Consider the following 22,115-nt stretch of genomic DNA (forward strand, 5'->3'; position numbering starts at 1 on the left):
ACGCAATACCGGTGCGCCTGTCGGGCCAGGATGGCTGGTAAGGCGCATGGATACTGCGTATTGGGGCATGCCGTTTTTAAAATTATCTGCGCGCGGTAGGGGCGGGATGTAAATAACAAGTCGTAGAAAAATATGATGAGAACATAAGATGAGAACAATCGAATTAAGTAAACATTTGGGTGTGGGACGCTTGCTGGTGTTGGTGATAATGCTGACACTGACGCAGACTGTATCTGCCGCCAGCTCCCCTAAAACCCCCGCAACTATTCCTGCTGCAGTCGCCAGGGCACAAGAGTTGGCGGCGCTGCCGGACGGCGGCTGGTTGGTGCTAGACAAGCAGACTCTGCGGCTGTTGGATGGCAATGGTAAAGAGCGGGCAAAACTGCCTATGCGCGCCAAGCATCTCGACACCCGGCCGCATGCACGGGGCGTCTTTGCGGTGCTCATCGACGCCGATACACAGCGCCCGATCCCGCTTCTGGTCGATGTGAAGGCCGGCACTATTCAGGCGCAATCCGCATTTCCTCTACCTCAATTTGCGGTCGAGACCGCGTGTTTGTATCGCGACGCGCAGCAACTTGATTATCTGTTCCTGGTCGGTAAAAACGGGGTGAGCGAGCAATGGCTGTTGCAGGGCGAGAGCCCCAGGCTAGTGCGCAAACTGGCCTTGCCGCCGCAAGCCAAACATTGCCGCAGCGACGATCTCAGTCATACTTTGTTGGTCAGCGAAGCTGATTTGGGATTGTGGGCCTATGCTGCCGATCCAGAAGCTAGCGCAGCGATAGGCAATCATCTGCCGCTGGCGCTGCGTGCGCCATTTGGCCGTTTGCAAGGCGGAGCGGGCGCCTTTGTCGTGCTGCCGGGTGGTGTGGCATTGATCGACACTAAGAGCGAAAACCTGCATTTACTGCGCCTACATCAGGGGCAGTGGCAGCACTTGGCGCAGCAACGGCTTCGCTTTGGTCATGAAATCGGACAGTTAGGTTTGCGAGAAGTTGCCGGTGGCATGCAACTGCTATTGCGCGACGAACAGGCTAAGACCTGGCATGTGCAAGCGCAGCCTTGGAAGCGTACGCTTGCCACAGGCAAGGCATCAGACGATAGGGAGATTGCGATTATTCAAGCGCAAGTGCAAACCGATCCTGTGGCGCGTTACGGTGACGCGGCAGATGATCCGGCGATCTGGGTGAATCAAGCGGATACAGCTAACTCAAGAGTGCTAGGCACGAATAAGAAGCAAGGTTTGCTGGTCTACGATATGGCGGGTAAACAATTGCAGTTGCTGGAAAGCGGGCGCTTGAATAATGTTGATCTGCGCCAGAATCTGCAATTTGGCGGGCAAAGTTTTGATCTTGCTGTAGCCACCCAGCGCGACGAGAATAGTCTGGTGGTGTTTGCGATTAATGCCGGCGGCGAGGTGGCCGAGGCGGCACGTATCGCCACTGATTTGGATAAGATATACGGCACCTGCCTGTATCGTCCTCTGGGCGGCGGCTTGGAAGTGTTCGTCAATGACAAGGACGGTCGCTTTCAACAGATACGCATAGAGCGATCGGATCAGGGTTTTACCGGACGCGTGGTACGACGCTTCAAGCTCGCCAGCCAGCCAGAGGGCTGCGTGGCTGATGATAAGAATGCCAAGCTCTACCTCGGCGAGGAGAAACGCGGCATCTGGCTGGCCTCGGCAGCTGCCGACAGTGAACCAGCGTTGCAGTTGATACTGCCGGTCGGCCCGCAGTTACACGCAGACGTGGAAGGCATGGCGATCTATTTCGGCGCCAAGCAAGATTATCTGCTGGTCTCTAGCCAGGGCGATAGCAGCTATCTGGTGCTGGATGCGCAAGCGCCTTACCGCGTGCGCGGCAAGTTTAGAGTTGGCGTCAATCCTTCCTCGGGCATAGATGGCACCTCTGAAACCGATGGACTCGATGTCAGTTCGGTCAACTTCGGTGGTAAATTTAGTGCAGGAATGCTGGTGGTGCAGGATGGCAACAAGCGACTGCCGGACGGCCCGCAAAATTTTAAATATGTGGCCTGGGAAGACATTGCGCGTGCGCTCAAACTGCCACTGCCCTAACTTGCGTGCGGACCAGCAGTCTTCAGATCTCGGTATTGGTCCGCATTGCCAGGCTTTACTCTTAGCGATTGGCCGCTGCCCGATTTTGCAGCGAATAATGCTGAATAATACTGACTAATGCCGACCGATTTTATTTGCGTTTGCGGTGCACGAAATTCTGAGAGATTCGGAGAGATAAGTTTCGCAACGGAAATGAAATCGTGTTATTTTATTATGGGTAAGCAATAACAAAAACCAAAAAAATCCCATGCAAAAATCTGATAGCGAATTTTCTGCCGAGTTTGAACGCTTGTTAGACCTTGCATTTCATGCCGAAAAGGTCGCTAGTCGCCGTTTGGCGCGCCAGCTAGGCTGCTCGCTAGAGCAAGCTCTCAGACAGACCCTGGCGCTAGTGGCAGGGCCTGCTGGATTAGCGCAATTATGTGCGCAGCGTTTAGCTCAACGCGCTGAGTTGGCGGCCACACTGGCGGCGCGCCGCCAACTGAAGGTCGAGGCCCGTGCGGCTCAGTCTTTGCAGCAGCAGGCACCGGCCCATGCATGGCGTGCCTGGTTCGATGGCTCGGCCCATCCAAATCCTGGGCGTTGCGGTATCGGCGCGGTATTGATTGCGCCCGATGGCCGGCAGTTTGAGATTTCGCAAGCGGCGGGTTATGGCAATAGTAGCGAGGCCGAATACCTGGCTCTGATCGCTTTGCTGGAAATGGCCTTGCCATTGCAGCCTCCTTTGCTGTTTGTATATGGCGACAGTCAGGTCGTGATTCATGATGTCCAGGGCTCGGAGCGGCTGGCGGCGCTTAGTCTGCAGCGCTACCGGTCTCAGGTCTGGACAGTGTTGCGGCAAATGCCAGAAGTGCATTTGCGTTGGGTGCCACGTCATAAAAATGCTGTCGCCGATGCCTTGTCGCAAAGTGCATCCGGCCTGATCGTGTCTGAAAGTGCCGACATTCATACGCCAGACACAATCGTTCATCAATATTGAGGCTAAGCAAGGTGTATACTTTTAGTTCTATTGCTAGCTTTTTTATACATTACTATTCGATGTAAGCATCAGTAAGGTCAATGCAAAATGCTCAAGCAGCCTGGTTTTACCTATCCGCTATGGCGCCGAAATAGTAACCATCACAACTCAAGGACCGCAATGAAATCTCCCTATGCTTTCGCGCAGTTAAACCCGCTTTTCCATAAGACGGTCTTGGCCGCCAGCATTGCCATATTCATCAGTGCCTGTGCCACCTCAAATTCTCCAGATGCTGTGCAGAGTGCAGCGCAAGCCTTGGCATTGGCGGGCGCGGACAGTATTTATTTTGGCGGCGACATTATTACCATCAATGATGCGCAACCGAGTGCTGAGGCGGTAGCGGTGAATGGCGGCAAAATCGTTGCGGTTGGTAAGCGCGCCGAGATAGAGAAGGCGCAGCGCGGTACAAAAACCAAGATGGTCGATCTGGCTGGTAAGACCATGCTGCCGGGTTTTGTCGATGGGCATAGCCATTTTACGGCGGTGGGCATGCAAGCCAATTCCGCCAATCTCTTGCCTTTGCCTGATGGCCCGGTTAATACCATTGCGCAATTGCAGCAAGTGATGCGCGAATTTATCGCCAAGTCGCCAGTGGTGAAAGCGCATGGGGTTGCGGTTGGCTTCAATTATGATGATTCGCAACTGAAAGAGCGCAGACATCCTACCCGTCAGGAGCTTGATGCCGTTTCTAAGGATATTCCGATTATGGTGATTCATCAGTCCGGTCACCTCGGTGTGTTAAACAGCAAGGCGCTGGCGAATATGAAGATCAATGCCAAGAGCGTCAATCCTAGCGGCGGAGTTATCCGGCGCGAAGCCGATCGCAAGACACCATCGGGCGTGCTAGAAGAAAATGCATTTTTTGGTATCGTGTATAAAATGCTGCCGGCATTGACTCCCTCCGAAATAGTGATGCAACTAAAGGCGAGCGAGGCGATTTATCTAGAGAATGGATTTACCACTATACAAGACGGTAAGACCGATTTAGCCACTCTGAAAGCCTTGCCGGAAATGGCCAAGAACGGGGTTTTTAAAGCCGATATCGTGTCCTATGCCGATATTGCGGCAATGGGCGATGACCCTATCTTGCATAGTGCCTCCATGTCGCGCGATTACAGCAATCATTTCCGTATCGGTGGCGTGAAGTTGACCTACGATGGTTCGCCGCAAGGTAAAACAGCCTGGTTCACCGAGCCGTATTTCAAAGTGCCGGCCGGTCAGAAAAAGAGCTATGCCGGTTATGCCGCCTTCAGTGATGCCGAGGCGCTGAAATGGTACACCTTGGCGACCCAAAATAATTGGCAAATGCTAAATCATGCGAACGGTGACGCCGCTATCGATCAACTGATCAAGACCGTGACGTCGGTGCAAACTGCAGCACCAGGCAAAGACAGACGTAGCGTTTTGATCCATGGTCAGTATTTGCGACAAGACCAGATTCCGGCGCTACAAAGACTGGGTATATTCCCCTCGCTATATCCTATGCATAGCTTTTACTGGGGCGACTGGCATAGAGAATCGGTGGCCGGTGCCAAGCGCGCCGAGTTTATTTCGCCTACCGGCGCGGTGCTCGCTCGTGGCATGAAATTTAGCATACACTCGGATGCGCCCGTGACTTTTCCTAACTCTATGCGCATCTTGGATAGCGCGGTCAACCGTACTACCCGCAGCGGCTACGTGTTAGGTGCAGATCAGCGGGTCGAGCCTCTGGTCGCCTTAAAAGCCATGACGCTGTGGCCTGCCTATCAGCATTTTGAAGAAGCCAGCAAAGGCAGCATCGAAGTTGGTAAACTGGCTGATCTGGTGATTTTATCGGCGAATCCACTCAAGCTAGAGCGCGCTAAACTGGTCAATCTGAAAGTGCTGGAAACCATCAAGGAAGGTCAGTCGGTGTATCTTTCCGCGTCCAAACGAGATTAGGCAGGATTTTTTTAGCATCACGCCAGCACGCATATTCCATGCGCTTCTTCAGGCATGCTGGCTTGAAACCCGCATGGAATATGCGCGCCGGGCTAGGCGTTTTGGTTAGCTGTTCGGGCGGGCTAAAGGTAAATCTGATGGGTACGCAATTGCGCTATTTTTATAAAGGGTAGAGTATGACGGTGCAGCACAAACACGTTCGCCATGTTGGCAGCAAGCAGAAAATTTTTCGTAATCTGGCTTTTGTGTTGGTCGGTCTGGCTGGTTTTTCGACCTCTCAGGTTCAAGCTCAAACGCAAACTTCCTCCTCCAGCAAAGCGGAAACGAGCTTTGTGATCGTTAGTGGCAGTGCCGCGTATAAACAAAGAATCGCCTTGCCGCCAGATGCAGTGCTGACTGTGCGGGTAGAGGACGTCTCGCGTGCTGATGCGCATGCCCGGGTCTTGGCTGAAACTAGCGAAGTGTTCGGCAACCGCCAGGTGCCGATACGATTTTTACTCAAAGTGCCTAGCTCAGCGATAGAAGAGCGGTTTAGCTATTCGCTGCGCGCCAGCATTAAGTCTGGCAATGATTTGTTGTTTACCACCACGCGCAGCTACCCGGTGCTGACCCGTGGCGCGGCCAATCAAGTTGATCTGATGCTCGATGCGGTGCCACCACCAGTGCCCACGTCAGTGCCGAATGTGGCGAAGCCTGCGCCTGTCCAAATGCTCAAGCGTGAGTTGGTTTTGCCCGCCAGTTTCGCCGGAGTGCTGCCTTGCGCCGATTGCCAGGGCGTGGCGCAAACCCTGAGCTTGCGTGCGGACGGCCTGTATCGCTTACGCCGCACCTATCTGGGCAAAGATGTGGCTGCGATGTCTGAACTGGGGCGCTGGAGCCTGGACGCCAGTGGCAAACAACTTCGCTTGACTAGTCCGGATGCGGTGATTCACATGGCGTTGCTCGATGACGGGAATTTACGTTTGCTCGATCAGCAAGGCCTAAGCATCAAGACATCGGCAAATCTCGACTTGAGGCGTACCGTCCAACTTGATCCAATTAGTGAAACATTACGCTGGCGTGGTGAATTGAGCTATGCCGGGGACGTTGCGACTGTTACCGATTGTGCCAGCGAAATACGCTGGCCGGTGGCAGTCGGCGCAGATTATTTGAATGTAGCGCAGCAGTATAGCCAAGCGGCCAAACCTATGCTGATACATTTTGATGGTCGACTTAGTCTCATGCCAGCGACGCAAGGCGCGGCTCTTGAGCAAATGCTGATAGAGCGTCTAGAGAAAACCGAGCCAGGCAAGACTTGCCTGCCGCTTAGAACGGCGAACGCCAGGGAGCTGCAAATGCCGGAAAAAAACCATGTTGATGCCAAGCCGGTCGCCAGTTTGAGCGAGACTTACTGGAAGCTCAGCGAGTTAGATGGGGTGAAAATTTCCATGTCGGCGACCCAAAAACGCGAGGTGAGAATTACTCTGAGCGCGGAAGGAGGGCGTGTCAGCGGTTTTGGTGGTTGCAATCAAATTAATGGGGCGTATCAACAAAGCGCTAGCGCGCTACGTTTCCTGCAAATGGCGAGCACCCGTATGGCCTGCGCGGCACCGTTTATGGAATTGGAAAGTCAGGTGCTCAGTATGCTCGATGCTGTGAGCGCGTATCGGCTAGATGGCGAGCAGTTAGTGTTACTCAAGGGTGAGCAGGTGGTGGCGCGTTTTGACGCGGTTTATTTGCGCTGATTACACGAGATTAATAGGCGTAGATGAGGCTATTTGGGCGGTAATTTGGGCGGTAATTAGGGCTGTATTAAGGGTTTATAGAGAATTATTTGAAATTATTTGATTTTCCCGACATATTTATCGCGAGAGACTGTTACTAATGCTATTCTTTATGCCAATTGCAAAAAGCCAAGGTTTTTTTGTGATATTTGCTCGTTGTTGATGTTTTGTTTTTTCTTATTTTATTTCACTTTACGGAGATTTTCATGACACGTTTGACTAAAATCGTACTCGCTTGTGCATTAGCTTTCCCAGTTGCCGCGTTTGCCCAAGCGACTGTTACTACTGCCAGCGCAGCAGCATCTGGTGTCCGTGCAAAAGCCGGTGAAATCGAAGTGCGCGCGACCGTGGTTGAATTAGACATGGCCAATCGTACCGCTACCTTAAAAGGTCCTAAAGGTAAATTGGTGACAGTAAATGTACCAGCGGAAGTGAAAAATTTTGATCAAGTCTTAGTCGGCGATGAGTTGGTCGTGCGTTACATGACTGCAGTTGCTGCAAAACTGGAGCCAGTTTCAAATAATGGTATTCGTGAACGCGTAGAGTCGACCACTACAGGTGCTGCTCCTGCTGGTGGTATGCCAGGTGCGCTAGTTGGTCGTAAAGTTGAAATTTTGGCGGATGTCAAAGCGATAGACACGAAGGCTGGCACTGCTACACTGCGCGGCGCAACACGCACTTTTACAATCGCGATTCCTGAAGGTATGGACGTGAGCAAAGTAAAAGTCGGCAGCCAAGTCCGTGCTGTATTTGTTGAAGCGGTAGTTCTCAATGTTGAGCATGTAGCTAAGCCAGCAGCACCAGCGGCTGCAGCTAAGCCAGCAGCAGCGTCGGCACCGGCAGCGAAGAAGTAATCGGTAGTCGCTTGGTTTTTCATCATAAAGGAGTAAAAATTGATATGAAAATTCAACTGAAAAATAGTCTATTGCCACTGGCAATGGCGGCCTCTTTGTTGAGCGGCTGTGCAAGTGGTCCAGAAGTGCATGCGGTATTTGATAGAGCTGCCGACTTCACGCAATATAAAACCTTCGCATTCGCCAGTCCTTTAGCAACGGATCGCGGTGGCTATCAAAGCATTGTTTCGCAAGAATTGAAGGCCAATACCAAGCGTGAAATGGAAGCGCGTGGTATGCGTCTGGTTGAAACAGCACCGCAACTGCTGGTCAACTTCAATGCTAGCTTGAGTGACAAAACGCGTGTCAGCACGATGCCGGTTTCCACGGTTGGCTACGGCATGGGTATGGGTTATTACGGCTACCGTGGCGGCATGTATACGGCCTATCCTATGTATATGGATCAGACCGTGGTATCTCAATACAAAGAAGGCACTTTAAACATCGACGTAGTTGATGCTGCACGCAAGCAATTGGTGTGGGAAGGTGTTGTTACCGATAGCGTGACGCAAAAAGATCTGACAAATATGCCAGAAGCCTTAGCAATTGCGGTGAAAGCGGCTTTCGCCAAGTATCCTTTGCCTGCACCAGGTAAGTAATTCTTTGCGATTTAGTTCGCGAACCAAAAAGCGAACCTGAGGGTTCGCTTTTTTTATTGGTGGATTGTTCGCGAATGCGCTGGTTTCAGTATTTTGTGCCGTTTGAAGCTGTATAAATGATTGACCATGCTTGTTGCTATCCCATACACTTTCGCAATTAATAAGAATTTCCCTACCTGAAGAAGACCTATCATGACTTTTAAACGAATTTTCCTTGCTGTACTCATTCTGGTTTTGCTGGTGACTGCGTATTTTGCGGCAGCCTTAAATTGGAGTTATTCATCGGGTGAGCGGGCTGGCTGGATACAGAAATTGTCGAACAAGGGCTGGATCTGTAAAACCTGGGAAGGCGAACTGGCTTTGGTGTCTTTGCCCGGCAGCGCTACGGTAGAGAAATTTCAATTTTCGGTTCACGATGAGAAAGTGGCGGCCGAACTGACTGAGGTAATGGGGCGTCGCGTGACCTTGCATTATGAAGAAAAAGTTGGCTTGCCAACTTCATGCTTCGGTGAAACCCGTCATTTTGTGACCAAGGTCACTGTCGCTAATGATATTTCTATTTCTCCAGGCGTGGTGGTACATAGAGAAGCGCCGGATGCCGCTGCCGCATCAGTCCCTGCCGTCACTAAATAGTTTTTTAGTCCTGAACAACTTAGCGCAACTTAGCGTCATTGCGCGCAGCGTTGTTGCATGACCTTGACTGGCGAATTTGACTGTCAGCGTATGAGTATTTGATATGGATGCGGTAATGAAAAAACGTCTGCTCATGGGTGTCGCATGGACACTGAGTCAGTGCTACCTGGCTGATCTTGCCTACGCCGCGCAGCCATTGGGCATCGGTCAGGCGCTTGCCCTTGCGAGCCAGAACTCGGGTAAGTTGGGTGGGGCTAATGCCGCCGTGACGCAGGCGCAGGAACAAGTGCAGGCTGTGGCTGGTCTTGGTGGCCCTATCCTCGCGGTAACTGGTATGGGCTATAGTTTTGAGCGTCAGCAAAATATTAGCCTGCAGCCCTACGCGAATAATATTAATGGCATGATCAACGGTCTGCCTATACCACCTAGTGCTTTGCCGATTCCGATTGATATTCCGACCTTGCCAGATTCGGTGAATCTGCATGTGCGTAAAACCGGCGCTGCGGGTTTTGTGAATGCGATACTGCCTTTGTATACCGGCGGCCGTATCGACGGAGTACGCGGTGTCGCAGCAGGGCGCGCTTCTGAAAGTGTCGCGAATGCGCAGCAAGAGCGCGATGAAGTACAAGCGACTCTAATACAGCGCTATTTCGGGGTGCAGGCGACGGGGCAAGTGGCGCAATTGCGCGAGGCGGCAAGATTGGGCGTGGCCGAGCATCTGGCCACTGCCAAACGTCTGGAAGCGGCGGGTCTGTTGGCAAAGGTAGAACGCTTACAGGCTGATGTGGCGTATGCCAATGCCGTGCGCGATGCTTCTAAGGCGCAGCACGATAGTGCACTGGCGCGGCGTGCCCTCGATGCCATGCTCGATACCGAACATGCTGCGGCGGTGCTGGCGACGCCATTATTTGTCGATACCCGCAGTCTGGAACCTTTAGAAAATTATGTCACCCGTGCGCTGGCCGCGCATCCTGGTATGGCTATCGTCAGCGCCAAGCGTCAGCAAACTGAGGGCCTGCATCAGATTGAAGAGGGCTTGCACAAACCTAGTGTGTTTGCCTATGGTGTGGCAGAACCGCATGGGGGGCGGCCCGATTGGATGGTTGGCATTGTGGTCAATTGGGTGTTGATCGATGGCACGGATAGAGCCGCCTTGTCACGATCGAGTTTGGCCGCGGCGCAAAGAGTCGATCAGGCTGAACGTCAGGCCAGGCAAGATATCGCCTTGCTGGTGGAGCGCAATTATCGCAATCTGGATCAAGCAAAATTGAAATATCTGGCGCTGCGTGCCGACGAGGAGTTGGCGCGGGAGTATCTGCGACTGCGCGTCAAGAGCCTGGCGGCCGGTCTGGGGACTGCGGTCGAGGTGATTGATGCTCAGCTCAATCTGGCTAAGGTGCAGGCCGAACAAACCGGCGCGGCCTATGAATACAGTATGGCGCTGGTGGCTTTGCTAAGCACTACCGGTGAGCTGGCAAATTTTCCGCAACTAGCACAGAGTGCAGATATTCAGCACAGGCAATAATGTCTTTGTCGGTCGGTTTTGAACTGTGTACATCAAATTTAATCTAGTCTGAATAGTGATAGCGAGTTGTCTTCGATGAAAACAAAAATAATTCCAATCTTGGTACTGGCGCTGGTGGCTGCTCTGATCGCCTTAGGCTTGTGGTTGTCTGGGCGAACTGGGCCTATCCAGTTTCAGGGGCAAATGGAGGCCGAGCAGATTTCGGTTGCGCCTAAGGTGCCGGGGCGGGTCAGCCAGGTGCTGGTCACCGAAGGGCAGCTCATTACTGCCGGTACCCATCTGATCGTCATGGATGCGCCGGAAATAGAAGCCAAGGCGCAGCAAGCTAATGCGGTAAGAGACGCGGCGCAGGCGCTCAATGATAAAGCGCAAAACGGAGCCCGCAAGGAAGAGATACGCATGGCACAGATGAACGCGCAGCGCGCTACGATAGGCGCGAATCTGGCGGAAACTTCGTTCAAGCGGGTAGACGGTTTGGCACGCGATGGCCTGATCGCAACACAAAAACGCGATGAGGCAGAGGCCAATTGGCGCGCCAATGCTGATCTGGCGCGTGCCGCACAGGCACAATACGAGATGGCGCTGGCCGGAGCCCGTAGCGAAGATAAGGCGGCCGCTGCGGCACAATTACGCCAGGCGGGCGGTGCGGTGGCAGAAGTCAATGCGGCATTGAAGGAGTCGCAATTGACTAGCCCGGTGGCCGGTGAAGTGACCAAGGTCAACGCCAGGGTGGGCGAGTTGTCGCCCGCCGGGGTGCCGGTGGTGGTGGTGACTGATCTGGCGCGCAACTGGCTGGTCTTGAATGTGCGCGAAGATTTACTCAGCCGGTTTCAGAAAGGTAAACGATTTACTGCCGCGATTCCGGCGTTGAATTTAAAAGAGCTGGAGTTCGAGGTATATGCGTTGGCCGCGCAGCCCGATTTTGCCACCTGGCGCGCCGCACCTGGTGGTACCAACTTTGATGCCAAAACCTTTGAAATTAAGGCGCGCCCAGTCAAGCCTTTGGCTGGGGCCCGCCCTGGTATGTCGGTGTTGGTGAGTGTGACGCCCTAGTGTCCGTGTCTAAGAAAAAAACATCAGCATGGCGCCGCGTGATGCGGCGCGAGTGGCTGGCCTTACGCGCCAACCCTTGGGAATTGGCCTTAATGAGCTGGTGGCCCTTGTTGTTGCTGGCGATACTATGGTGGACGCTGGCTGCAGGCCTGCCGCGCAATTTGCCACTGGTGTGGGTTGATCACGATAAGTCAGCCAGTTCGCGTCAGCTTTTGCAGTTACTTGAGTCCTCGCCGACGCTCGGCCTTAGTTTACGACTGCCCGATGAAATGGCCGCCATGCACGCGGTACGCAGCGGTCATGCGCTAGCTTGGCTGGTGGTGCCGCGTGATTTTGAGCGCGATATAAAACATGGCGTTGCACCCACCGTGCACCTGCAGGTCAATGCCCAGCAATCGACCGGGGCCGGAATGGTGAAGAGTCAGGTGCAAACTGCGCTGGCGCTGTTTTCGGCGGGTGCTGAATTGAAAATCCGCACGGCGCAAGGCGAGTCGGCCGCATCAGCCATGAATAATCTAGAGCCGCTGCGGCCGGGCTTGATGACTTTATTTAACGGCAGCATGAATTACGAAGCGTTTTTAGTCCCAGCCTTAGGCACCGCCTTGCTGCAATTATTTGCCATGTTCATTGCGGTCGCCTGTGTTGGCCGTGAGCTTAAGCATGGCACGGTCAAGGCGTGGCTGGAGCACGCTGATGGTAATTTGCTGACTGCCTTGGCTGCGAAATTAGTGATCAATCTGGCGCCATTGGCGCTGCTTACTTGTGGCATGTTATTTGGGCTTAGCCTGGTCCGCGGTTTCGTGGTCCAGGGATCCTTGCCCCTGTTATTGCTGGCCCATCTGCTGGGCTTATTAGCCAACGCGGCGCTGGGCGTGGTGGCGGTGCTGGCAACGCGCAGCTTGCGCATGGGCTTGTCGGTGGCGGGCGTGATCGCTTCTCCGGCGTTTACCTATTCCGGTGCTGGTTATCCTTTGATGGCGATGCCGTTGGCGGCGCAGGCCTGGGCCTGGCTGTTGCCGTTGACCCATTTATTAAGACTACAGGCCGAGCAATGGGGTATGGGCGCGCCTGTGATCTATAGCCTCGATGACTTGTGGGTATTGGCAGCGATGGCTATTTTTCCTTGCTTACTCGTGCCTAGACTGATGTCGCGTTGCTTAAGTGCCGATGCCTGGGGGCGAGCATGAGTTTGAGTTTGGGTTTGAGTAAGTGCGTGAGCAAGAAGCATTTTATGGCCGATTTTTTACGCGGCTGGCGTTTCACTTGGCGTTATCTGCGGCGCGACAGTGGTGCCTTATTATTGCTGGTGGCAGCTGGCGCTTTCTATGCATTTTTTTACCCTTTGCCGTATTCGACCGAGCAGATCAGACGCGTGCCGGTAGCCGTGGTGGATGGCGACCAGAGTAGTTTGTCGCGTCAGTTAGTGCGCTTCGCGCAAGCCTCACCGGGGCTAGATGTGAAGCTCGTCACCGCCAGCCAGATTCAGGCACAGCAAGCCTTGTGGAAGCGCGAAGTGGAAGGTGTGCTGGTGATACCCCCAGGTTTGGCGCGCCATGTCACGCAAGGGCAAGCCATGACTTTACCGGTGTTGGGTAATGGCAGTTATTTGCTCCTGAATAAAATGGTGCTGGAAGGTTTCGCCAAAAGCGTGGGTACGCTGTCGGCGGGCATAGAAATCGCCAAGCGGCAAGCGCATGGTGCTAGCCCGCAGCAGGCAGCGCAGCAACGCGCTCCCGTGCATTTAAAAATTGACGCCTTATTTAACGAGAGCGAAGGTTACGCCAGCTATATCGTGCCGGCAGTCGCGGTAATTATTGTGCAGCAAACCCTATTGATCGGTGCCTCGATTATGGTTGGCAGCTGGTGTCAGCGTGGACGGGCCCGAGCACGCTGGTTGTTGAAGCGCCCGGCACGTGCACTGGGTGTTTGGCTCTTGTTGGCGCTGATAGGCATGCTTAATGGTCTGTTTTTCTTTGGCTTTGTGTTTTGGTTTTGGGATTATCCGCGTGGCGGTGATTTTTTTGTGGCGACGCTGGTGTTATTGCCTTTCGTGTTGACCAGTTCTGCGCTGGGTATCGCCCTCGGTGCATGGGCGCGTCAGCGCGAAGCGGTGTTTATGCTGGCGGTGGCTACCTCGATTCCCTTATTGTTTTTAAGCGGCATCTCGTGGCCGCTAGAAGCAGTGCCACAGGCTTTGCAATGGCTGGCCTTGGCCTTGCCTACCAGTTCCGGTATTCAGGCACTGGTGGCGGTGAATCAAATGGGCGCTAGCTTAGCGGAGGTGTTGCCGCAGTTGCGACATCTATGCTTACTCAGTTTTATCTGGATGGCGCTGGCTGTGTGGATGCTAGCGCGCGCCGCCAAATCTCAGCGCTGATATTGCTGCTGATCCTTCCCTAAAAAACACACGCATGCACAAGCCGTCGGCAGGCGCGTAAGTATTGCGTTTTGGCTGAGCTACTTTGGATAATTTTGCGGGCCCGGCTTGCGGCTTTGCCTCGCCATTTTGCCCCCAACTCCGGCACTTAGGGATAGGTTGTTGTGATCAGAACGCCAAAGGTTTTTGGCATGATGACTATGCGGCGTTTAGAGTGAATCCTCTACGATATTGCTAAATGATTAATGAAAATAACTAAATTTGTTACTGTTTTAACTATGAAAATTTCTGTAAAAACACGTCTTTTCTCTATTGAAGAGAGTGAAATTCGGTAACGGAAGCGGTAAAAACAAACTGTTGTTTTTTGTTGTTGTTGGAAAATATTTTATTTTGACAACATAAATTCCATATCAACATAGTGTGGTAACTTGATAAATCGGGGTTTAAGCATAAGCCTTGTGAGGGATATTTTTTTAATAATTGTCTGATGATGCTGTGAATTCCGGATGAGGGATACGATGTTAAAGCGTTCCAAAGAAGAGACAATTTTTTTGATGCTCGGTGCGCTGAGCATTTTTAGTATATTTCCGTTTGGCGTAGTCAGATTATTGCAGGGAAATTGGGCGCTCGCTGCGGTGGATTTAACTATCGTGTTGGTGATAGTGGGCGTGATGATTTTTGTCTGGATGACCCAGAAGATACGCATTGCCAGCATACTGGCCACCATCTTTTATTCTGCTGGCATGCTGGCCTCGGTGTACGTCAAGGGGCATGCCCTCGTGTATTGGGTTTATCCAACCATGATCGCCGCTTTTTTCATGCTCAATGCGAGCGAAGCTTTGCTGATCAACACCACGTCCCTGGTATTGTTGGTGGTAACTCTGTTCGATAGGATGAGTTTGCTGGATCTATCCAGCGTGGTGATTACCCTGATACTGATTAATCTTTTTTCGTATATTTTTTCTTATCGTACCAACCTACAGCACCTGGAACTGAATCATCAGGCCGAGCTCGATTTTCTGACCGGTGTCGGTAACCGGCGTGCCTTTAATCGCAAGATGACGGAGTTGTTCCGTCCGCATAATGCGCGTATTGATGCCTGTCTGTTCGTGCTCGATCTGGATCACTTTAAATACGTCAATGATCAATTCGGCCATGCGGTTGGCGATCAGGTGCTGGTGAGGTTTTGCGAATTGATGCGCTCGCGCATCCGCGCGATAGATAGCATGTTCCGTTTCGGTGGCGAAGAATTTGTGATCGTAGCGATGCGCACCGATCACGAGTCGGCGAAAAATTTGGCCGAGGAACTACGCGCCTTGGTGGAAGGCACCATTTTTATCCCTAACTACCAGGTAACGGTATCGATAGGTGTCGCCAAACGCTGCGAGGCCGAGTCTGGTGATGCCTGGTTTCAGCGTGCCGATGCCATGCTGTACGAAGCCAAGCAAGCAGGTCGTAACCAGATCATTATGGCGCACTGAGGTAATCTCTGCCGTTTCTATCGCTCGCTTTTAACGCTGATTTTGACGCGGATCGCTTTTTTAATTAAGCGCTGATCTGTTGATATAGACCGGTCACTTTATCCATGATTTCTAAAAGACGCTCGCTGGTGGTGGCAACGTTGGTCGCGGCCAGATTGCGCCCTTTGTTATCGTCGGTTTGCTTGATCGCGTTATCGAAAAATAGCCATTGTTGCTGTGCCATCGCCAACTCTTCATTAATCCGCGTATTGTTGTTCGCGGAAGCGTTCAATATGCTCATGCTGGCGATAAATTCTTTGCGGGCGGCTTCTAGCTTGGCATTGCCATCGGTGGGTGTGACACCCCATTGCGCGGCCTGATAATACTTGGCGATACGTTGCGACAGCATACGTTGGCGGCCGGCTAAGTTAACCAATTGACCGTTGCTGGTGCCTGCATGTTTTTCCAGTTGGCTGGTGATGCTATCGTTCATGCGCAGCAATTCTTCACTGATGCTCATGATGGCTTTGGCGTCGTGTTTATTCGCGGCCTTGCCGACCAGCAGCTCTTTGTAGCTGCCCCAGGTTTTTTCCATCTCCTGCATGGCCGATTTTATTTCTGGCGTCGGCGCGTACGCGCGTAACTCGACCGCCTGTCTGTCAAATGTCGATAGTGAGAGATCGAGAATTTTTTTGGATCGTTCCAGGTCGACTTCTAGTCCGATTTGCAGATAGGCCTTGGCCATGCGTTGCGAAAGCATGCGTTGCCGACCGGATTTGTTGATGGCATCGCTAATATTGTTGAGCTGCGCCTGGGCGCAGGAGACTGCCGCGAAGTGGCTGGTCAAAAGCAGGCTGATCGCCAGAAAATTTCTACGCTTCATGTGAGTCTCTCTAGATCGTGGGGGATAGCCCGCAGTCTAGGTAGTGTGTTGCGTAATCGCAATAGTTCTATAGAGCTAAGTCTTCTGGAATCTATTCTCTGTCTATTTATATACTCTACCCGGGTATTTTTCTATTGCGCAATGTTTATATGCGCAAGCGATGAGTTTTAGAAAATTTTAAGGGGAGTATATGTCAAGAGCCCAATGAAAACTGAGCAGCTTGGTTAAAGAGAGCCGCCAAAGAACAGCAGTAAGGGTGGTCATGTCTACGTAATGAGGCTGGCGCGGTTTTGTATACCTCCGGTAAATATCAGGGGGATTGCGCAGACGTGCATTGCCAAACTGCTAGCAAGTGAATTAGCATGGTATTGATGCAGATCATGAAAAATGGCACAGGCATCTTAAAATAATTGACACAGGAGACAAGTATGTCGCAACAAAGTAGCGGTAGATCGGGTGATAGTGCCGCGCCGGATATCAAAACCATCATAGACGAAGAGTCGCCTTTCCCACCTATCCGCAGAGTGGGGATGTTTCGGACTTTCGTGTGGTTGCAATTGGGTTGGAAAGATTTTCTGGCCGCACCGCGGGTTAGCCTGTTTTATGGCGTCTGTTTCGCTGCCATGGGCTTACTGTTGAACACGGTGCTGGCGCACGCTCCACAGTATTTGTCGGCGATGTCTTGTGGTTTTTTGTTACTCGGGCCCTTATTGTCGCTGGGACTGTACGATATCAGCCGCCGCCTGGAGCGCGAAAAAAGCGGCATGCTGGCCACCTTGTTTTCTATGCGTGGGCGTTGGAGCAATATCGGTATTCTGGCGCTGGTGCTGGCGGTGATCATGCTGGTGTGGGCGCGTGCTTCTCTGGTAGTTTTTGCGCTGTTCTATAACAAGGGCATGCCGACCATGCACGGTTTTTTATCCCAGCTTTTTTCGCTCGAGAACCTGGAGTTTATTGCGGTCTATTGCTGCATAGGTTTTGTGTTTGCCAGTGTCGTCTTTGCCATCACTTGGGTTTCGATACCCTTGATGCTCGATAGAGATACCGACGCGATTACCGCCATGATCATCAGTACCGTTTCTTTGTTTATTAACGTGCCCGCGACCCTAGTCTGGGCGTTGACGATCGTGGCTCTGGTGGTGCTGGGCTTGTTTAGCTGGAATCTGGGCTTGATTATCGCCATGCCTGTGGTTGGCCACGCTACCTGGCATGCTTATCGCGAGGTAGTGGGGCGGCACGGCGAGTCGCCTTGATGCGATTGCTGTCGTAAAAAAGGGTGTTGATGTCTGAGATATCAACGCCCTTTTTTCACTTTTACACTTTCATTTCAGTGCTGGTATCGCTTGCGGAGTCAAAGTTTTGATCGCTTGTTCGCTGATTTTTTTCTGCAGCATGCTCAAGGCCACTTCCAGTTGTCTGTCCTCGCCTTTAAATGTGGCGTTGGGTAGATTATCGACTTCGACATCCGGCGCGACGCCCGCACCTTCTACCAGCCAGCGGCCGTCGCTGACCGCAAACTGGCCGTTTTCTGCGACCCGCGCCATGCCATTGTCGGCCAAGGTGTTTTGATCATCTAGCCAGACCCCGGCACCGGCGGTGCGCTTGCCGACTAGCGGTGCGAGTTTAAGCTCCTTAATACCCGCGGCGAAGGTTTCGCCATCCGAGTAAGTGAGTTCATCAATCAAGACCACCAGATGGCCGCGGAAGGTTTGCTGCATATTGGTGCCGATTACGCCTTTGGGCGAGGTCCAGAATGCCCAGGCCTTGCGCAAGAGTTTTTCTATGATAAAACTATCGATATTGCCGCCATTATTGCGGCGCACGTCGATGATTAAACCATCACGATTGATATTGGCATAAAACTCGCGGGCAAAATTGGCGATATCATTTTTACCCATGGCGCGCAGATGCAGATAGCCAATCTGACCCTGCGAGGCGCTATTCACGCGGTTGCTGCGTCCTTGTTCCCAATCGCTATAGCGCAGACTGGCGTGCTTCTCCATGTTGACCGGGGTGACGATGAAGTTATTGGCAGCAGCCTTGCCACGCTTAACTTGCAACAGCACTTGCTGGTCGACCTGATTAAGTAAGAGGTCAGAAATGTCGCGCGCCTCCAGCACCGCATGGCCGTTGACGGCGGTGATCAGATCGCCGTCTTGAATATCCAGATCAGGCTGTGCCAAGGGCGAGCCCTGCGATGGTAATTCGGCCTCGCTGCGATAAATGTGCTCTATCCGATATCCGGCGTCCGTGCGCGCCAGTATCGCCCCTAGGCTGGCGTTTTGCCCATCAGCTGCTGCTTTGCGTACGTCGCCGGCACGTAACTGAGAGTGCAGGGTGCCCAACTCACTGATCATCTGTGCCAGCACATCATTGAGCTCGGCTCTATCGGTGACGCGCTCTACCAGTGGTGCGTATTTGTGGCGCATCTGCTCCCAGGAGACACCGCGCATTTTGTCATCGAACAGAAAATCTCTGTGCATGCGCCAGGCATCGAGAAATATTTGCTGCCATTCTTTGCGTGGAGCGGAGCGAAAACTCCAGTCATCCATCTTCACTTTGGCTTTGCTGATGTCGGCCGGCTGTTTGGCACCGGCCTCGACGATCACAAATTCGCCGCTGCTAGTTGCACCAGCGGTGCTGGCAGTTCGATAGAACAGATGTTTCTTAGCGTTGGCTAGTTGATAGCTCTGTACGCTTGCGGCAAATAGTTCGGGCTGTGCTGCGACAGCGCTGATCGCCAGTGTTTTTAAGTTGAACTTGCGCTCATCAGTACCTTCTCGCTCCATGAAATACAGGCGTTTGTCATCGACCGCCAGATCCTGGTAATTGCCGGCCGCTAGCGGCACCTGGTACAGACGTTGACTCAGACCTGCATAGACGATGGACGGTGTTGCGGGTGTTGCTGGTGTCGATGTTTTGCTGTCGCCTTCAGTTTTTTTGTCTGCATGGGTTTCTGGCTTATTCGCTTTGCTTAGTTCATCCTCAGGTTTGAAGGGGAAGCGCAGGCCTGCTTGCAGCGCCAGAGCATATACGCCACCGCGCTTGTCGAAATACGGGCCCATATTTCGGTCGCCCCAAGGGGCCGGGTTGCTGGCCTGAAAATTGCGATTGGAGATGAAATACAGCCAGTGACCATCGGCAGAAAAAGCGGGCGAAAAACTATCATAACGGTCGCTGGTGGTAAATGTCAGTTGTTTGTTATCTATGCTGTACAGACCAATCTGACGGCGGTCCAAATGCTTAATCGGGCGCGCGAAGGCGATGGTTTTGCTATCGGCCGACCAGCTTACCTCTTCATGTTTTTCTATGCCGAATTTACCGCCGTCATCAATCAGAATATTTGCCTTGCTGAGCAGATCGAGTCGGTACAGACGGCCGCGCTTGTCGCTGTGTGCCAGCCATTTACCATCTGGAGACGGGTAGATGTTCCAGCGATGTACGGTGCCGTCGCTGGTGAGGGCGCGCCCCTTGCCTGTGCCATCGGCCGCAAATTGCCAGATTTCGTTTTCGCCGCTAGCATCAATCAAGGCATACACCGATTTATCATCGTGCGAAAACACCGCCTCACGCGCCCTTGCGCCATCGGGGATGGCGATCTCTACCCGTCTTTGTAGATCATTGCCAGCGATGGCAATATGGCCGCGTGCGGTGAATAACAGACGTTGCTGTTTGCCTGCCAGTTCCACATGGGTCAGATGCTCCAGTGGTGATTTGATTTGACGTTGGCGTTGCTGGTCAAAATCAGAGAGTAGAGAAATCTCCAGCGTCTTATCATTCTGGCTCGCGAGGTCGAAGACGTGCAGATCTGCGCCAAGCTGGTACACGATCTTGCCATCGCCCAGGGAAGGGTTGCGTACTTCCCATTCTTTGTGATGGGTCAGTTGGCGGCGTGCGCTGCCATCGGGATTGGCTGAGTAGAGGTTGTAGGCACCATCTTCGTCGTTCAAGAAATACAGGCGATTATTCCACCACATAGGACGCTTGTTATTGACGCTGCCGCTCGCAGTATCTGCGAATAACTGCACCGCTTCGCCCTTGCCTTGTACCTCGTAGCGCCACAATTGGGCGTAAGCGCCACCTCGATAGTGTCTGGCGTTGTCGTTGCTCATCTGCAGGCCATAGCGTGTGAAGAACAACTGTCTACCGCTATCGTCGAGCACTGCCTCGTTGGCGTCCGCCACTGCAAACACCTGGCTACGCATGCTGACCGGGTTGATGCTCGCCGTTACTCTATGCCCGGAGGGGCCGCTACTGCGCTGCATACTCACTAGCACTTCGCCAGTTGTCGTCCAACCCAAGACGGTAACCGCGCTATTTTCAAAACTCAGACGCTTAGGTACGCCGCCGGTCGACGGCATGACGTAGGCTTCCTGTGGGCCTTCATACGAGGCTGAAAAAGCAATCCATTTGCCATCGTGCGAGATGGCGGGATTAATCTCAGCGCCCGGGTGGCTGGTCAGGCGCTGCGCCTGACCGCCGCTGGCAGCAACTTTCCACAGATCGCCCTCAGACGTAAACACAACGCTGTCGGCACGTATCGCCGGGAAGCGGCTGTAGGCTAAGGGAGCGGCAGCCACCGCAGTGGCGCAGGTAACGCTGAGCATGCTACTCAGCGTGAGCGTCAAAACCAAGGGGGAGAGTATGCTTAGCTTCATATGGGGGAGGGTCTCGTGGAAATGTTTTTTAATTTTTAGTACAGGGAGTTTTAGGCCAAGATTCTTGCATAGTTTTTGACTCAAGGCTTACCGTAGTGACGTGGATTAGGCACAAACATAGTTAATGCCCAGATGCGTAAATTGCACAGCATAAAATTTTGCTCAGTGACAGGATAGAGCTATGAAATTAAGCCATTTGTGCGTCATTCTGATTCAGCTTGTTTGTTGAATTTGCAATCTGCTTCAGTTAAGCTGCCCGTATGACTCCAGCAAATGCCCATCAAACAAATCCGCAAGCGAAAACTCAAGCCAACAATGCCGGTGCCGAAGCATCGCTAGACCGCCCCTTGGCTGGATGGCGACTCTCGGTGTACACGATTATTTTTGAGGCCGATACGCGCGCTGGACGTAACTTCGATATTGCTTTAATCGTCGCTATCCTGATCAGTGTTCTGGTAGTGATGCTCGATAGTATGGCCAGCTTTAACGCCAGTCATGGCACTTTATTGTCCTGGGCCGAATATGGCTTGACCGCGATTTTTACAATCGAATATCTGGCGCGTCTGATCTGTGTGCGCCGCCCCTGGCGTTACGCCCGCAGTTTTTTCGGGGTGGTTGATTTGCTGACTGTGCTGCCTAGTTATCTCACGCTATTTTTCCCTGAATTGTATGTGCTAGTCGATGTGCGTGTGCTGCGCCTGTTGCGGGTGTTCCGGGTGTTTAAAATGACCGCCTATCTGGAGGAGTTCAGCAGTTTGGGGCGTGCTTTACGTGCAAGTTCGCGCAAGATACTGGTGTTTCTTTGTGTGGTCTTGATGGTGGTGCTGATCATGGGTACCGTGATGTTTCTGGTCGAGGGGCCGGTGCATGGCTATACCAGCATACCTATAAGCGTGTATTGGGCAATTACCACCATGACCACGGTGGGCTTTGGCGACATCACACCTCAAACGGATTTAGGTCGTTTGATTGCCTCGATGATGATGCTCTTAGGCTGGGGTGTACTGGCGGTGCCGACCGGTATCGTGACTGCTGAGATGGGCGCGCAAAGGCACGAGAGCACACCAACTAAGCCAACTATACCAACGACACGCAGTTGCCACGAATGCCTCACTGAGGGGCATGTCAGTGAAGCCGTGTATTGCCTGCATTGCGGAGCCAGTTTGCCACCGTATCAGCGCGAAGCTCACGAGAGCAGCTAGCGAGCGTCGCTCAGTGTGCCGCTAAGCGCAGCGGGAGTACTCACTGTGCTCAAG

At 52.8% G+C, this 22,115-nt stretch carries 16 protein-coding genes; 14 read left to right on the forward strand and 2 right to left on the reverse strand.

All coding sequences use genetic code 11. The features are described from left to right. The first annotated feature begins 148 nt into the window (after positions 1-148). The 12 genes from ACO0K8_RS01025 (at position 149) to ACO0K8_RS01080 (ending at position 15,339) form a co-directional block, all read left to right on the forward strand. Complete coding sequence (locus tag ACO0K8_RS01025) at positions 149-2,077, forward strand: phytase (RefSeq protein ID WP_422944765.1); 1,929 nt, start codon at positions 149-151, stop codon at positions 2,075-2,077. A gap of 247 nt (positions 2,078-2,324) precedes the next feature. Further along, entirely contained in the window at positions 2,325-3,056 is a 732-nt protein-coding gene (locus ACO0K8_RS01030; RefSeq protein WP_422944766.1) for a ribonuclease HI family protein, read from the forward strand. A 159-nt stretch (positions 3,057-3,215) separates the two neighbouring features. Then, the gene (locus ACO0K8_RS01035) at positions 3,216-5,015 is read left to right on the forward strand and encodes an amidohydrolase (RefSeq protein ID WP_422944767.1); all 1,800 of its coding nucleotides are present in this window, start codon (positions 3,216-3,218) and stop codon (positions 5,013-5,015) included. 176 nt (positions 5,016-5,191) lie between these two features. Then, positions 5,192-6,739: a YbaY family lipoprotein gene (locus ACO0K8_RS01040; RefSeq protein ID WP_422944768.1), complete on the forward strand. Its 1,548-nt coding sequence runs from the start codon at positions 5,192-5,194 to the stop codon at positions 6,737-6,739. A 245-nt stretch (positions 6,740-6,984) separates the two neighbouring features. After that, positions 6,985-7,632 (forward strand): hypothetical protein, encoded by a 648-nt coding sequence (locus ACO0K8_RS01045; RefSeq protein WP_422944769.1) that lies wholly within the window; start codon positions 6,985-6,987, stop codon positions 7,630-7,632. A 44-nt stretch (positions 7,633-7,676) separates the two neighbouring features. Beyond that, positions 7,677-8,270 (forward strand): DUF4136 domain-containing protein, encoded by a 594-nt coding sequence (locus ACO0K8_RS01050; RefSeq protein WP_422944770.1) that lies wholly within the window; start codon positions 7,677-7,679, stop codon positions 8,268-8,270. 192 nt (positions 8,271-8,462) lie between these two features. Further along, positions 8,463-8,903, forward strand: coding sequence for a hypothetical protein (locus ACO0K8_RS01055; RefSeq protein ID WP_422944771.1), 441 nt, complete (start codon positions 8,463-8,465; stop codon positions 8,901-8,903). Between the two features lie 115 nt (positions 8,904-9,018). Beyond that, positions 9,019-10,428, forward strand: a complete 1,410-nt coding sequence (locus ACO0K8_RS01060) for a TolC family protein (RefSeq protein WP_422944772.1) — start codon at positions 9,019-9,021, stop codon at positions 10,426-10,428. A 75-nt stretch (positions 10,429-10,503) separates the two neighbouring features. Beyond that, positions 10,504-11,481: an HlyD family secretion protein gene (locus ACO0K8_RS01065; protein ID WP_422944773.1), complete on the forward strand. Its 978-nt coding sequence runs from the start codon at positions 10,504-10,506 to the stop codon at positions 11,479-11,481. A 5-nt stretch (positions 11,482-11,486) separates the two neighbouring features. Beyond that, positions 11,487-12,668 (forward strand): ABC transporter permease, encoded by a 1,182-nt coding sequence (locus ACO0K8_RS01070; RefSeq protein ID WP_422944774.1) that lies wholly within the window; start codon positions 11,487-11,489, stop codon positions 12,666-12,668. Beyond that, complete coding sequence (locus ACO0K8_RS01075) at positions 12,665-13,858, forward strand: ABC transporter permease (RefSeq protein WP_422944775.1); 1,194 nt, start codon at positions 12,665-12,667, stop codon at positions 13,856-13,858. Before ACO0K8_RS01070 ends, ACO0K8_RS01075 begins: the two co-directional genes overlap by 4 nt. A gap of 518 nt (positions 13,859-14,376) precedes the next feature. Then, on the forward strand, positions 14,377-15,339 hold the full coding sequence (locus tag ACO0K8_RS01080; protein ID WP_422944776.1) for a GGDEF domain-containing protein: 963 nt from the start codon (positions 14,377-14,379) through the stop codon (positions 15,337-15,339). Positions 15,340-15,403: 64 nt separating this feature from the next. Here the strand turns inward: ACO0K8_RS01080 and ACO0K8_RS01085 are convergent, their stop codons facing one another. Then, positions 15,404-16,201, reverse strand: a complete 798-nt coding sequence (locus ACO0K8_RS01085; RefSeq protein WP_422944777.1) for a type IV pili methyl-accepting chemotaxis transducer N-terminal domain-containing protein — start codon at positions 16,199-16,201, stop codon at positions 15,404-15,406. Between the two features lie 428 nt (positions 16,202-16,629). Here ACO0K8_RS01085 and ACO0K8_RS01090 point away from each other — a divergent pair, with 428 nt between their 5' ends. After that, complete coding sequence (locus ACO0K8_RS01090) at positions 16,630-17,454, forward strand: DUF2189 domain-containing protein (protein ID WP_422944778.1); 825 nt, start codon at positions 16,630-16,632, stop codon at positions 17,452-17,454. 69 nt (positions 17,455-17,523) lie between these two features. On the opposite strand, the gene ACO0K8_RS01095 is transcribed toward ACO0K8_RS01090, so the two are convergent. Beyond that, the gene (locus tag ACO0K8_RS01095) at positions 17,524-20,859 is read right to left on the reverse strand and encodes a S41 family peptidase (RefSeq protein WP_422944779.1); all 3,336 of its coding nucleotides are present in this window, start codon (positions 20,857-20,859) and stop codon (positions 17,524-17,526) included. 260 nt (positions 20,860-21,119) lie between these two features. Between ACO0K8_RS01095 and ACO0K8_RS01100 the strand changes: the two genes are divergently transcribed. Next, positions 21,120-22,061 carry an ion transporter gene (locus ACO0K8_RS01100; RefSeq protein WP_422944780.1) on the forward strand — a complete coding sequence of 314 codons (942 nt, stop codon included), beginning with the start codon at positions 21,120-21,122 and terminating at the stop codon, positions 22,059-22,061. The last annotated feature ends 54 nt before the right edge of the window (positions 22,062-22,115 follow it).

Source organism: Undibacterium sp. Ren11W (assembly GCF_049340485.1).
Taxonomy (GTDB): Bacteria; Pseudomonadota; Gammaproteobacteria; order Burkholderiales; family Burkholderiaceae_D; genus Undibacterium.